Origin of the sequence: Lysobacter silvisoli (genome assembly GCF_003382365.1) — a bacterium.
Taxonomy (GTDB): domain Bacteria; phylum Pseudomonadota; class Gammaproteobacteria; order Xanthomonadales; family Xanthomonadaceae; genus Lysobacter; species Lysobacter silvisoli.
In genome coordinates this window covers 1,450,009-1,462,997 of the sequence record NZ_QTSU01000001.1, presented here as the reverse complement: position 1 = coordinate 1,462,997, position 12,989 = coordinate 1,450,009, and the positions used below count along the sequence as shown (strand labels likewise).

Here is a 12,989-nt window from a genome sequence, read left to right as displayed (position 1 = left end):
CGCCGGTGGCGCTCAACTCAAGGCGATGCGGATCGCGGCGGCGGCGGCCAGCGGCGCCAGCACCAGCGCCACCGCCAATCCGGCGCCGAGCAACAGCAACCCGCCGGCGGCATCCATTCCCTGCGCCGCGGCGGTCACGCTGCCGGCGCCGAACACCAGCACCGGCACGTACAGCGGCAACGCCAGCAAGGCCACCAGGATACCAGAGCGCCGCATGCCGACCGTCAGCGCCGCGACCACCGCGCCCAGCAGGCTCAGCAGCGGCGTGCCCAGCGCCAGCGAGGTCAGCAGCACCGGCAACTGCTCGCGCGGCAGGTGCAGCAGTTCGCCCAGCAGCGGGGTGGCGATCAGCAGCGGCAGCGCGGTGGTGGCCCAGTGACTGAAGGTGCGCACCGCCACCAGCCAGCCCAGCGGCACCGGCGCCAGCATCCATTGCTCCAGCGAGCCGTCCTCGGCGTCGCCGCGGAACAGGGTGTCCAGCGCCAGCAGGCCGGCCAGCAGCACCGCCAGCCACAGCACCGCGGCGGCGACCTTGGCCAGGGCCTGGGCTTCGCCGCCCAGGGCCAGGGCGAACAGCACCACTACTAGGAGTGCGAACAGCGCCGGCTGCAAGGCGTCGCCACGGCGGCGCCAGAGCAGGCGCAGGTCGCGCGCCAGCAGCGCGCGCGCGGCGCCGGCCAGGCCGGGCAGGGCGGCCTGGGTGGGGCGGCGGGCGCCGGCTACGGGATTCGGATTCATGCGTGGCCTGCCTCCGCGTCGGCCAGGCGCGAGGGCGCGCCCAGCACCAGCATGCGCGTGCGCACCGGCGGCGCGGCGTAGGCGCCGTGGGTGGTGACCAGGGCGGCGCCGCCTTCGCGCAGGTGCGCCTGGACCATGCGGTTGACCAGTTCGATGCCGTCCAGGTCCAGGTTGGCGTAGGGCTCGTCCAGCAGCCATACCGGCGCCGGCGCCAGCCATAGCCGGGCCAGGCTCAGGCGCTTCTTCTGTCCGGCCGACAACTGCCGCGCCAGCGCATCCTCGTATCCGGCCAGGCCGACGATGCCCAAGGCGTTCTCGGGCAGTTGGGCGCGACGGCGGCCTTGCAGGCCGCACAGGAAGTTGAGGTTCTCCAGCGCGCTCAGGTCGGCCTTGAGCCCGGGCAGGTGGCCCAGGTAGGCGATCGCGCGGGCGCGCCGCGCCGGGTGCGCAGGCCGGCCGTCGATATCGATCTGGCCCTCGTCGGCGCGCAGCAGCCCGGCCAGCACCCGCAGCAGGGTGGTCTTGCCGGCGCCGTTGTCGCCTTGCACCAGCAGCGCCTCGCCGGCGTCGACGGCGAAGTCCAGCGGCCCGAACACGGGCTCGTCGTTGCGCGCGAAACGCAGGCCGCGGGCTTGCAGCAGCGGCGGGGCGGAGTGGTCGATTGGGGTCATCGGCGGGCAGGGCGGCGGTGGGCCGCGTAGCCGGCTAGTTTAGCCGGGCACGGGCGGGGGAGTCCGTTTTGCGCGTGGTGCCGGTCCCGGCCGGTTTCATGGCCCTGATTCATCGCCGTCATTCATCACCGTCGTTCCGGCGTAAGCCGGAACCCATTTTGCGGTTGCTGTTGCTGTGGCTGCAGCCGTCGGAAAGCGAAGATCAAAATGGGTTCCGGCTTTCGCCGGAATGACGGGATAGAGAGTGACGAGATAAAGAACACGGGGCCGCGCGGTATCGGGAGGGCGCGGGTTCCGGCATGGGCGGAACTAGGGTGGGGCGAAACGGGGGAGCGGGCGCTGGCCCAGCTCAACCCGCGGCCCAGTCGATATGCGCCCAGCCCGGTGCCTCGGCCGGGGCCGGCAGCAGCATGCGCAGACGCACCGCCTCGCCGTGGTCCCAGGCCAGCACCGCGGCCTGGCCGAAGTCGCGGGCCAGGCGGTCGGCCTCGGCCGGGCCGACGCCGGTAAGCAGCCAGCCCGGCTCGCGCCATTGCCCGTCCGGTGCGCTGGCCCAGGCCGCCTGGCGGGCGATGCCGGCCGCGTCCAGGCGTGCGGTCAGGGCGCGGTCGGCGGTTTCGTTGGCGCTGTCCGAGCGCGGCTCCGAGGCCGGGTTCCAGGCGCTGATCAGCACGTAGCGCGGCGCCGGCAGGTAGGCCTCCAGGTCCGGCGCCAGGGCGCCCACGCGCAGCGCGATGGCGTCGCCGTCGATGCTCACGGCGTACTGCGCCGCGGCGTAGAGGGCGGCCAGTTCGGCGGCGTCGACGACCTGGATTTCGCGCATGGCCGCAGTCTGGGCGGGGCGCCGCCGCCGCGCAACGCGTGCCGACGGACGGCGCCGCGCATGCCCAGGTTCCGGATCGTCATGGCCCCGGCGTAGGTGTTGTCGCGGCGATTCTTTACACTCGGCCTCCCCACGCCATGTCCCCGGATCCATGACGCCTGACACCAAGCTGCCCAAGGTCGGCACGACCATCTTCACCGTGATGTCGCAGCTCGCCGCCGAGCACGGCGCGGTCAACCTGGGGCAGGGTTTCCCCGACTTCGACGTGCCCGAGCGCCTGATCGAATCGCTGAACCGGGCCATGCGCGAGGGCCGCAATCAGTACGCGCCCATGACCGGCGTGCCGGCCCTGCGCCAGGCCATCGCCGCCAAGACCCAGCGCTGCTACGGCTATCTGCCCGACGCCGACAGCGAGGTCACCGTGGTCTCCGGCGCCAGCGAGGCGATCTTCGACGCCGTCCACGCCGTGGTCCGGCCGGGCGAGGAAGTGATCGTGCTGGACCCGTGCTACGACAGCTACGAGCCGGCGATCGACCTGGCCGGCGGCCGCGCCGTGCACGTGCCGCTGGACCCGCGCAGCTTCGCCGTGGACTGGGACCGGGTCCGCGCCGCGGTCACGCCCAAGACCCGCATGCTGATCGTCAACACCCCGCACAACCCGTCCGGCGCCATGTTCGGCGAGGACGACATCGCCCAGCTGAGCGACCTGCTGCGGCGGACCGGTATCTACCTGCTGTCGGACGAGGTCTACGAGCACATCGTCTTCGATAAGCTGCGTCACGAGTCGGTGCTGCGTTACCCGGAGCTTCGCGAACGCGCCTTCGTGGTGTCCAGCTTCGGCAAGACCTACCACTGCACCGGCTGGAAGATCGGCTACTGCATCGCCCCGCCGGCGCTGACGGCCGAATTGCGCAAAGTGCACCAGTACAACAGTTTCTGCAGCTTCGCCCCGGCGCAATGGGCGTTCGCGGAAATGATCGAGGCCGAACCCGAGCATTACGAACAACTGGGCGCGTTCTACCAGGCCAAGCGCGACCGCTTCCGCGAGCAGTTGCTGGGCACGCGCCTGCAGCCGCTGCCGGTGGCCGGCGGTTACTTCCAGCTGGTGGACTACTCGGCGATCAGCGACCTGGACGACGTCGCCTTCTGCCGCTGGCTCACTATAGAAAAAGGTGTGACCGCGATCCCATTGTCGCCGTTCTACGAGACCGCCCCGGCCGAACAGCGCCTGGCCAGGCTGTGTTTCGCCAAGAACGAAACCACGCTGGACGCGGCGATCGAGCGCCTGCGCCGGCTTTAGCATCATTGGGGGCACATCGTCTGTGGCCCTCTTGCCCATACCTCAGAGTTCGGGCTAACCTTCAGTGACGAGCGTCGCAAGAGGCTCGTCAGGAAATCTGACCGCGCTGTAGGGGGGAGTTCATGGACAGAACGATTCACTCTTGTCGTTCATCGGCTGCGACGTCGTCGCCCGATGCGACGGGAGCACGCGCGGTTCGCGCCGTCGGGGAGACGGTTGCGGCGAGCGCACAACGACCGAGCACTGTCCGGTCATCTCAATTTCACTGATCTCGACCAAGGTGGCGCCACCGCACCGGCGCCGCCGGCTGCGTATCGCCACCGTCGCGGATCGGCGCGCGCGTTAATTCAGACCATTGGGGAAAGCGTGAGTACCTTTACTGCAACCAGTCATCGTTTGTTGATCGCGGCGGCCGTCACGGTCGCCCTGGCCGGGTGCGCCACCCGTCCGGCGCCGGACTTCGGCGGCCGTTGGAAGCCGGTCAACCGCTTCGCGGAACTGCCCAGCGAAATCCCGCTGCAGAAGACCTACGTCTATTACCCGTCGCCGATGGACGGGACGCTCAAGACCATGCTCGAGCGTTGGGCGCGGGACTCGCAGATGCCGCTGTCGTACCTGCATCCGTCCGACTTCACCCTGCACCAGGGCGTGGCCGAGATCCACACCACCAGCGTCCAGGACGCGGTGTCGCAGCTCAGCTCGGCCTACGCCGCGCAGGGCGTGTCGGTGTCCGTCGAAAACGGCCAGATCGTGGTGCGCGCAGGCGCCCCGGCGCCGTCGGCGGTGCCGGCTTCGGCGCCCGCGCAGGCCGAGGCGACGCACGTGGCCGGAGTCGCGCCGTAAGCGAGCGCCTGTCGCCGCAGGGCGGCGTTGCGGCCCCCGGGCCGCAGCGCGCGCCGCGCGGCGAACCTTCCATCCTCGATCTGGATGCAGCCTAAGATGTTCGGAAAGAAAACAGCCACTCCCGCAGTGGACAACGCGGTCGCCAAGGCCGTGAATTACGAGGTCACCATCGCCGACATCGCGCGTCGCAGCGAAAAGCGCGCGTGGATAGTGGCGTGGGCGGCCATCCTCATGGCCCTGATCCTGGCCGGCGGCTATTTCTTCTTCCTGCCGTTGAAGGAGAAGGTGCCGTACCTGGTGATGGCCGACGCCTACACCGGCACCGCCACCATCGCGCGCCTGCGCAACGACTTCGAGAACCCCAGCATCGCCGCCAGCGAGGCGCTCAATAAGAGCAACATCTCGCACTTCATCATGGCGCGCGAGTCCTACGACTTCTCGCAGATCGGCGAGCGCGACTGGTCGACGGTGTTCGCCATGGGCACCCCGAACGTGACCGGCGGCTACAAGCAGCTGTACGACAGCACCAACAAGACCAACCCGATCACGCTGTTCGGCAAGGACAAGACCGTCCGGGTCAAGATCCTCAGCATCCAGCTGCACGGCGGCAGCAACACCAATGAGGCGCCCAAGACCGCGACCGTGCGTTTCCAGCGCACCCTGTTCAACAAGCAGGCGGGCTCGTCCGCACCGCTGGACAGCAAGATCGCCACGATCGAGTTCCTGTACAAGTCGAACCTGAAGATGGACGAGAACAACCGCGTCCTGAACCCGCTCGGCTTCCAGGTCACCAGCTACCGCGTCGACAACGACTACGCTGCCGCGCCGCCGGTCAACTCGGGCAGCGAATTCCCGGTGCCGCAGCAGGCCGCTCCGGCCGCCGCGCCCGCCGCCCCGGTGGACCCGAACGCGCCGTCGGTGGACCCGAACCAGGTTCCGCCCACCCCGGGCGCGCCGCAAATCCCCGGCGCCCCGGTCCAGCCCGGCGCCGCACCCACCACCGCCAATCCGGCCACGCCGCCGGCCGCACCCGCACCGACCGGTAATGCGAATGGAGTCAGCACCCGATGAATTGCCTGCGTAAACATCGCCTCGCCGCCGCCCTGCTGTTCCTGGCGCTCGCCGGCTCGGCGCTACCCGCTGCGGCCCAAGTGGTCCAGGAATACGAATACGAACCCAGCCGCATCTACCAGGTGCGCACCGGTCTGGGCATCACCACGCAGATCGAGCTGGACCCGAACGAGAACATTCTCGACTACAGCACGGGTTTCAGCAGCGGCTGGGACCTGAGCCGTCGCGACAACGTCTTCTACCTGAAGCCGAAGAACGTCGACGTCGACACCAACATGATGATCCGCACGTCCATGCACTCCTACATCCTGGAGCTGAAGGTCGTGGCCACGGATTGGCGCGTGCTGGAGCAGGCCAAGCAGGCCGGCGTGCAGTACAAGGTGAAGTTCGTCTACCCCAAGGACACCGAGTTCACCGCCAAGAGCACCAAGGAAGAGCCGCCGGCGCCGGTGCCCGAAATCAGCACCGCGCTGGACAAGGCCCGCGTCTACCACTTCGACTACCAGTACTCCACGCGTAGCGCGAAGAAGAAGGTGTGGCTGATTCCGGTGAACGTGTACGACGACGGCCAGTTCACCTACGTGAAGATGAGCAACCTGAAGGATCTGCCCACGGGCAACTTCCCGGCGGTGTTCGCTCGCGAACGCGAAAGCGGCGAGGACTTCGTGGTCAACACCACGGTCGAAGAAAACACCATCGTCGTGCACGGCACGTATCCCTACTTGATCATCCGCCACGGCAACAACGTCGTCGGTCTGCGCAGGAACAAGCAGAAATGACCCATACCATGCCGCCCAACCCGCCCGATCATTCCGACGAGAACGCCGGCGCTGCGCAGGATCAGCAGAGCTACGGCGCTTACGGCGCGAATCCCTATTACGGCCAGCAGCAACAGGCCGCCCAAGCGCCCAACCTGGACGCCGGCGCGCCGCTGCTGAAGTCCAGCGACGTGCAGAAGCTCAACCGCAAGGCGCTGTTCTTCCTTGTCGGCATCGTGCTGCTGCTGATCTTCGCTGCGGTCTGGATGTTCACCAGCGCCACCTCGGGCGACGACGACAAGCCCAAGGTCGAGGAAGAAGTGGTCAGCATCCCCGAGCTGCCCAAGGCGGCCTCGGAGGTCGCGCCGCCGCTGCCGCCCGAACCCGTGCAGGACCTGCCGCCGGTGCCGCTGGCCCCGGAGCAGCCGCCGCAGATGGGCGGCGACCAGCCGGCCATGGTGGTCGAGGACACCGGTCCGCGCGGCCCGACGCTGATGGAGCGCCGAATGCAGAACAACGCCGAAGGCCTGCCGCCGACCCAGATGCAGCCGGGTTCGGCCGCCACCGCCGGCATGACTCCGCCGGACGAATACGCGCGCCAGATGATGTCGATGGTGCCGGGCCCCGACGGTCAGATGCAGTCGCCGCAAGCGCAGCAGAAGGCCCGTGAGCTGGCCCAGGTGGCCAGCGCGCGTCCGATCTTCAATCCGGACACCCTGCTGGTGCGCGGCACCTACATCCGCTGCGTGATGGAGACCCGCATCGTCACCGACGTGCCGGGCTTCACCTCCTGCGTGGTGACCGAGCCGACCTACTCGATCAACGGCCGCCGCCTGCTGCTGCCCAAGGGCTCGAAGATCTCCGGCCGCTACCAGGCCGAGGGCATCAACGGTCCGCGCGTCTCGGTGATCTGGGACCGCATCACCACCCCGACCGGCATCGACGTGAACATGGCCAGCCCGGGCGTGGACAACCTCGGCGGCGCCGGCCATCCGGGCGATTACAACGCGCATTGGGGCAGCCGTATCGCCTCGGCGCTGATGATCAGCCTGATCGCGGACGCGTTTAAGTACGCCGCGGCCGAGAACGGCCCGGAGACCAACACCGTCGCCCCGGGCGGCGTGGTGGTGCAGAGCCCGTACGAGAGCGTGACCGCGCGTTCGATCGAGCGCCTGGCTAACCAGGCCCTGGACAAGAGCGTCAACCGTCCCGCGACGGTGACGATCAACCAGGGCACGATCGTCAACGTCTACGTCGCTAAGGACGTCGATTTCTCGTCCATCATCCGCTGATGATGGACGGGAGGGTGTACTGAGTGGGTAGCATGGACAATTCGCCTATCGCCGCGGTATCGAACGGCTTCCTGGATTACCAGTACGAAGTGCTGGGCATCCATGAGTTCATGAAATCCACGGACGTCACCGAAATCTGCATCAACAAGCCGGGCGAGCTGTACCTGGAAACCCGCGAGGGCTGGCAGAAGGTGGACGTGCCCTCGCTCACCTTCGAGCGCGCCCGCCAGTTCTGCACCGCGGTGGTCAACGAGAGCAACACGGGTCAGCGCATCACCGATGCCGACCCGGTGGTCTCGTTGACCTTCCCGACCGGCCAGCGCGCCCAGTTCGTGATCCCGCCGGCCTGCGATCCGGGCAAGGTCTCGATCACCATCCGACTGCCGGCCAAGCACAGCAAGACCCTGGCGCAGTATCAGGAAGACGGGTTCTTCAACCAGATCCTGGAAAGCGCGCACACCATCAGCGATCACGACCGCGAGCTGCTGGAGCTGCGCGCCTCGCGCAACTACGCCGAGTTCTTCAAGAAGTCCGTGCAGTACAAGAAGAACGTGGTCGTGGCCAGCGCCACCGGCAGCGGCAAGACCACCTTCATGAAGTCGCTGGTGGGCCATATTCCGGACAACGAGCGCCTGGTCACGATCGAGGACGCGCGCGAGCTTTTCATCAACCAGCCGAACGTAGTGCACTTGCTCTACTCGAAAGGCGGACAAAGCACCAGCAACGTCACTGCAAAGAGTTGCATGGAAGCTTGTCTGCGCATGAAGCCCGACCGGATCATCCTGGCCGAGCTTCGAGGCGACGAGTCGTTCTACTTCATTCGTAACTGCGCCTCCGGCCACCCGGGTTCGATCACCAGCTGCCACGCCGGCAGCACGGCTCAGACCTGGGACCAGCTGGCGCTGATGGTGAAGGCGTCGGCGGAGGGTTCGGGGCTCGAATTCGCGGTCATCAAGCGCTTGTTGATGATGACCATCGATATCGTGGTCCATATCAAGGCCCACGCCGGCGCGCGCTACATCACGGGTATCGATTTCAACCCGGAACGTGCGTTCGCCGAGTAGTGAAACGCGAGGTCGGTCTCAGTATCGCGTCGATGGGGGCGGTTTCGCCGGGGTAGGGCAAAGCCGCAGTTGTTGACATCGCCAACCGCTAGATGAATGATTGCTGTGCCGATGCGCACATAACTGGCTGTTCTCGAACAGTTTTGTGACAGCAGCGCCAAGGTCGGCACAGGGGGGAAATACGGATGTTGCCCGGTATCGAATTGATGAGCTGCCCCAGCCTGGCGGTTCCGCACGAGGTCATGCATCACGTCGTGAGCGTGGAGTCCTCGTACAATCCGTACGCCATCGGCGTCGTCGGCGGCCGCCTGGTGCGCCAGCCCCGCAACCTGTCCGAAGCCCTGGCCACCGTGCGCATGCTCGAGGGCAAGGGCTACAACTTCTCCCTCGGCCTGGCCCAGGTCAATCGCTACAACCTGGCCAAGTACGGCCTGGATTCCTACGAAAAAGCCTTCGAGGCCTGCCCGAACCTGCAGGCCGGCTCGCGCATCCTGGCCGAGTGCTACGGCCGTTCCAGCGGCGACTGGGGCAAGTCCTTCAGCTGCTACTACTCCGGCAACTTCGTCACCGGCTTCCGCCACGGCTACGTGCAGAAGGTCTATGCCTCGATGGGCGCCAAGCCGGCCGCCGCGGCCGACGACCAGGCCATCGCCGTGGTCGGCAAGGCCTCGCGCAAGACCATGCCGGTGAGCCGCATGCCGCTGTACACCGCCGGCCGCCAGTCCGGCCCGCAGCGCCTGGCCTCGGTCACGGCCGCCGCTTCGCCCATGGCCGCGCGCATCAGCATGGCCGCCCCGGCGCCCGCGCCGGTCGCCGCGCCCATGGCCGCGCCGGTCGTCGCGATGGCCTCGGCCGCGCCTGTTCAGAATTCTCCGGCCCCGAGCCTGCCCGTTCAGGTTTCGACCTTTCCGCCGCAGCCAGGCACCGTCGCGCCGATGATGGGCGCGGTGACCGCCCAGCAAGCATCGGCGCCGGTCAAGCTTCAACCGATGGCGGATGCCCCCGCGCCCGCCAGCGAGCAATCCCAGGGGGATCAGGCATTCGTTTTTTAGCGTGCCGCTTGTAGTTTGAAACCAGAGGGTTTCACCATTCAAACCGTTGTCAATCGAAAGAGGGATCTATCCATGAACTCCAACGCGCAGCTCAAGACCATCTTCACGTCCTTCCTCATGGCGGCCCTGTTCGTCGGCATGCTGGCCGTGCCGGACATCGCGTTCGCCCAGAGCGGCGGCGGCGCCGACGCAGCCGGCCGCGTCAAGGGCTTCATCAACAACCTCAACGGCCTGCTGAACATCGCCTCGGTCGCCGTGGTCACGATGGCGGTGATCTTCGCCGGCTACCAGATCGCGTTCGCTCACAAGCGCATTTCCGACGTCGCTCCGATCCTGATCGGCGGCTTCCTGATCGGCGCCGCCGCTCAGCTGGCCAAGATGATCATCCCGGAAGACGTCGGTTCGGGCGTGATGCTGACGGTCCTGTCGCAGACCTATGCATAAGAACGTGCTGTTCCGGGGTTGCACCCGGCCGCCCATGTTCCTGGGGGTGCCTTACATCCCCTTCGCCATCGGTGCGGGCGGGTGCATCCTGCTGACGTTCTACATCAACATGTTCTGCATCGCGCTGTTGCCGCTGGTCATCTTCGTGATGCGCCAGATGGCCCGACGCGACGAAATGATCTTCCGGTTGCTGGGCTTGCGGTGGAAGCTGAAATTCCGCATGCGCAATCTCCAGCACCACTCGGGCATGTGGGTGTTCACACCGAACATCTACCGCGGCCCGGGCGACAAGAAGAAGGCGTAATCCCCCGGCGCCATCGCGGTCACCCCGCGATGGCGTCCGGGTTTGCAGTTCCAAGGCGGCTTCGCCCTCGCGGCGGCGCTGCCGGCTCGGCCACCGCAGTCCGTTTTTACCGTTGTTTCCATCGTTAACCGACCTAGAGCAGACACGCACGCCCATGCTGACTCCCGACGCACCCATCAGCGATTTCATCCCGCTGTCCTCGCATGTCTCCCCGACGGTGATCAAGACCACCGGCGGCGACTTCATGCTGGTGTGGAACCTGGGCGGGCTGCCGTTCGTCGGCCGCGAAGAGTGGGAAATCGAGCACCGCCACAACACCTTCAACCGCATGCTGCAGACCCTGCGCGCGCCGGACTTCACCAACGTCGCGTTCTGGGTCCACGACGTGCGCCGCAAGCGCCGCATCGCCGGCGGCAGCCAGTTCGACCAGACGTTCAATCAGGAAATGTCCGACGGCTACTTCACGGCGCTGTCGAGCCAGAAGCTCATGCAGAACGAGCTTTACCTGACCATGATGTACCGCCCGATCGTCGGCGGTAAGCGTTTCGTCGAGAAGTCGGCCAACGCCCAGCAGCTGCAGGAAGAGCAGGACCAGGCCGTGGCCAAGGTGCTGGAGCTGGCCGGCAACGTCGAGGCCGTGCTCAAGGACTACGCGCCGCGCCGGCTGTGCATGTACGAGGCCAAGAACGGCATCGTCTTCTCCGAGGCGCTGGAGTTCTTCGGCTACCTGCTCAACCGCATCGACGAGCCCGTGCCGGTGCTGCCCGCGCCGATCCCGAGCTACCTGCCGGTCAGCCGGCTGATGTTCTCCAACAAGACCGGCGACTTCGTGATCAACACGCCCACCGGCGTGAATCACTTCGGCGCCATGCTGAACGTCAAGGAATACACCGATGCCACGTACCCCGGCATCCTCAACGGCCTGAAGTACCTGGATTTCGAGTACGTGATCACGCACTCGTTCAGCCCGATGGGGCGCCAGGACGCGCTCAAGGTGCTCGACCGCACCAAGGGCATGATGATTTCGTCGGGCGATAAGGCGGTCAGCCAGATCGTCGAGCTCGACATGGCGATGGACCAGCTGGCCTCGGGCAACTTCGTCCTGGGCGAGTACCACTTCACCATCTGCCTGTACGCCGAAAGCCAGGAGCGCCTGGCCCAGAACATCGCCCAGGCCCGCGCCGAACTGTCCAACGCCGGCTTCGTTTCGGCCAAGGAAGACCTGGCCGTCACCGCCTCGTTCTATTCGCAGTTCCCGGGCAACTGGCAGTACCGCACGCGCCTGGCCAACGTCAGCTCGCTGAACTTCCTGGGCCTGTCGCCGCTGCACAACTTCGCCACCGGCAAGAAGGAAAACAATCCTTGGGGCGACTGCGTCACCACGCTGCAGACCACCAACGGCCAGCCGTACTACTTCAACTTCCACGCCACCCATCCGGCCGAGAATTCGCTGGGCGAGAAGGCGATCGCCAATACCATGGTGATCGGTAAGTCCGGTACCGGTAAGACCGCGCTGATCAACTTCCTGCTCAGCCAGGTGCAGAAGCTCAAGCCCACGCCGACGATCTTCTTCTTCGACAAGGACCGCGGCGCCGAGATCTTCGTCCGCGCCTGCGGCGGCAACTACCTGGCGCTGGAGAACGGCCAGCCCACCGGCTTCAATCCGTTCCAGTGCGACCGCAACGAAGCCAACGTGCAGTTCCTGGCCGACCTGATCAAGGTGCTGGCCGGCAAGACCCAGTATTCGGCGCGCGAGGACGAGGACATCTTCCGCGCGGTCGAGAACATGCTCGACACGCCCAAGCACCTGCGCAGCATGACCAACCTGCAGAAGAGCCTGCCGAACATGGGCGACGACGGCCTGTTCGCGCGCCTGCGCAAGTGGACGGCCGGCAACTCGCTGGGCTGGGTGTTCGACAACCCGGTCGACACCATCAATCTGGAAAAGGCCAACATCATCGGCTTCGACTACACCGATGTGATCGACAACCCCGAAGTGCGCGTGCCGGTGATCAACTACCTGCTGCACCGCCTGGAGGAGCTGATCGACGGCCGTCCGCTGATCTACGTGATGGACGAGTTCTGGAAGATCCTCGACGGCTCCGGCGGCCTCAAGGAATTCGCCAAGAACAAGCAGAAGACCATCCGTAAGCAGAACGGCCTGGGCATCTTCGCCACCCAGAGCCCGGAAGACGCGCTGGCCAGCGATATCTCGGCCTCGCTGATCGAGCAGACCGCGACCCTGATCCTGCTGCCCAACCCCAACGCCAGCCGCGAGGACTACATCGAGGGCCTCAAGCTCACCGATGCCGAGTACCAGGTGGTCAAGGGCCTGGACGAGCGTTCGCGCTGCTTCCTGGTCAAGCAGGGCCACGCCGCGACCGTCTGCCAGCTCAACCTGCGCGGCCTGGACGACTCGCTGGCGGTGATCTCCGCCTCCACCGACAACATCGAAATCATGCACCGCGTGCTGCAGAACGAAGCGCAGCGCAACGGTGTCGGCGTCGACGATCTGGTGCCGGACCAGTGGCTGCCTTCGTTCTACGCCAATCGCAAGGGCTCCGGTAAGGGCAAGCCCACGAGCAGCGAACGCAGCCAGGCCACGGCCTGACCCCCACCATCACGGATA

At 66.6% G+C, this 12,989-nt stretch carries 13 protein-coding genes; 10 read left to right on the top strand and 3 right to left on the bottom strand.

Annotated elements, in window-relative coordinates; genetic code table 11:
• Positions 1-12: 12 nt before the first annotated feature.
• The 3 genes from ccmB to DX914_RS06405 form a co-directional block, all read right to left on the bottom strand.
• Positions 13-738 (bottom strand): heme exporter protein CcmB, encoded by a 726-nt coding sequence (gene ccmB, locus DX914_RS06415; RefSeq protein ID WP_115858189.1) that lies wholly within the window; start codon positions 736-738, stop codon positions 13-15.
• The gene (gene ccmA, locus DX914_RS06410; protein ID WP_115858188.1) at positions 735-1,409 is read right to left on the bottom strand and encodes a heme ABC exporter ATP-binding protein CcmA; all 675 of its coding nucleotides are present in this window, start codon (positions 1,407-1,409) and stop codon (positions 735-737) included. The genes ccmB and ccmA overlap by 4 nt, the downstream gene beginning before the upstream one ends.
• Positions 1,410-1,758: 349 nt before the next feature.
• Complete coding sequence (locus DX914_RS06405; protein ID WP_158549198.1) at positions 1,759-2,232, bottom strand: DUF3293 domain-containing protein; 474 nt, start codon at positions 2,230-2,232, stop codon at positions 1,759-1,761.
• A gap of 151 nt (positions 2,233-2,383) precedes the next feature.
• Between DX914_RS06405 and DX914_RS06400 the strand changes: the two genes are divergently transcribed.
• The 10 genes from DX914_RS06400 to DX914_RS06355 all read left to right on the top strand — a co-directional run bounded on the left by DX914_RS06400 (position 2,384) and on the right by DX914_RS06355 (position 12,971).
• Positions 2,384-3,532, top strand: coding sequence for a pyridoxal phosphate-dependent aminotransferase (locus DX914_RS06400; protein ID WP_115858186.1), 1,149 nt, complete (start codon positions 2,384-2,386; stop codon positions 3,530-3,532).
• Positions 3,533-3,928: 396 nt separating this feature from the next.
• A complete protein-coding gene (locus DX914_RS06395) occupies positions 3,929-4,375 on the top strand; it encodes a hypothetical protein (RefSeq protein ID WP_115858185.1) in 447 nt (148 codons plus the stop codon).
• Between the two features lie 96 nt (positions 4,376-4,471).
• A complete protein-coding gene (locus DX914_RS06390) occupies positions 4,472-5,446 on the top strand; it encodes a VirB8 family type IV secretion system protein (RefSeq protein WP_115858184.1) in 975 nt (324 codons plus the stop codon).
• Positions 5,443-6,225 (top strand): TrbG/VirB9 family P-type conjugative transfer protein, encoded by a 783-nt coding sequence (locus DX914_RS06385; RefSeq protein WP_115858183.1) that lies wholly within the window; start codon positions 5,443-5,445, stop codon positions 6,223-6,225. Before DX914_RS06390 ends, DX914_RS06385 begins: the two co-directional genes overlap by 4 nt.
• Positions 6,222-7,496 carry a TrbI/VirB10 family protein gene (locus tag DX914_RS06380; RefSeq protein ID WP_115858182.1) on the top strand — a complete coding sequence of 425 codons (1,275 nt, stop codon included), beginning with the start codon at positions 6,222-6,224 and terminating at the stop codon, positions 7,494-7,496. Before DX914_RS06385 ends, DX914_RS06380 begins: the two co-directional genes overlap by 4 nt.
• Positions 7,497-7,528: 32 nt before the next feature.
• Complete coding sequence (gene virB11 / locus DX914_RS06375; protein WP_115858181.1) at positions 7,529-8,560, top strand: P-type DNA transfer ATPase VirB11; 1,032 nt, start codon at positions 7,529-7,531, stop codon at positions 8,558-8,560.
• Positions 8,561-8,745: 185 nt separating this feature from the next.
• Positions 8,746-9,612, top strand: a complete 867-nt coding sequence (locus DX914_RS06370) for a lytic transglycosylase domain-containing protein (protein ID WP_115858180.1) — start codon at positions 8,746-8,748, stop codon at positions 9,610-9,612.
• A 72-nt stretch (positions 9,613-9,684) separates the two neighbouring features.
• The gene (locus DX914_RS06365; RefSeq protein WP_115858179.1) at positions 9,685-10,056 is read left to right on the top strand and encodes a TrbC/VirB2 family protein; all 372 of its coding nucleotides are present in this window, start codon (positions 9,685-9,687) and stop codon (positions 10,054-10,056) included.
• Positions 10,049-10,360: a VirB3 family type IV secretion system protein gene (locus DX914_RS06360; protein WP_115858178.1), complete on the top strand. Its 312-nt coding sequence runs from the start codon at positions 10,049-10,051 to the stop codon at positions 10,358-10,360. Before DX914_RS06365 ends, DX914_RS06360 begins: the two co-directional genes overlap by 8 nt.
• Before the next feature lie 154 nt (positions 10,361-10,514).
• A complete protein-coding gene (locus DX914_RS06355; RefSeq protein ID WP_115858177.1) occupies positions 10,515-12,971 on the top strand; it encodes a VirB4 family type IV secretion/conjugal transfer ATPase in 2,457 nt (818 codons plus the stop codon).
• Positions 12,972-12,989 lie beyond the last annotated feature (18 nt).

Coding starts and splice junctions, on each gene's coding strand:
- ccmB (WP_115858189.1), bottom strand. CDS start 738: ATGAATCCGAATCCCGTAGCCGGCGCCCGCCGCCCCACCCAGGCCGCC.
- ccmA (WP_115858188.1), bottom strand. CDS start 1,409: ATGACCCCAATCGACCACTCCGCCCCGCCGCTGCTGCAAGCCCGCGGC.
- DX914_RS06405 (WP_158549198.1), bottom strand. CDS start 2,232: ATGCGCGAAATCCAGGTCGTCGACGCCGCCGAACTGGCCGCCCTCTAC.
- DX914_RS06400 (WP_115858186.1), top strand. CDS start 2,384: ATGACGCCTGACACCAAGCTGCCCAAGGTCGGCACGACCATCTTCACC.
- DX914_RS06390 (WP_115858184.1), top strand. CDS start 4,472: ATGTTCGGAAAGAAAACAGCCACTCCCGCAGTGGACAACGCGGTCGCC.
- DX914_RS06385 (WP_115858183.1), top strand. CDS start 5,443: ATGAATTGCCTGCGTAAACATCGCCTCGCCGCCGCCCTGCTGTTCCTG.
- DX914_RS06380 (WP_115858182.1), top strand. CDS start 6,222: ATGACCCATACCATGCCGCCCAACCCGCCCGATCATTCCGACGAGAAC.
- virB11 (WP_115858181.1), top strand. CDS start 7,529: ATGGACAATTCGCCTATCGCCGCGGTATCGAACGGCTTCCTGGATTAC.
- DX914_RS06370 (WP_115858180.1), top strand. CDS start 8,746: ATGTTGCCCGGTATCGAATTGATGAGCTGCCCCAGCCTGGCGGTTCCG.
- DX914_RS06365 (WP_115858179.1), top strand. CDS start 9,685: ATGAACTCCAACGCGCAGCTCAAGACCATCTTCACGTCCTTCCTCATG.
- DX914_RS06360 (WP_115858178.1), top strand. CDS start 10,049: ATGCATAAGAACGTGCTGTTCCGGGGTTGCACCCGGCCGCCCATGTTC.
- DX914_RS06355 (WP_115858177.1), top strand. CDS start 10,515: ATGCTGACTCCCGACGCACCCATCAGCGATTTCATCCCGCTGTCCTCG.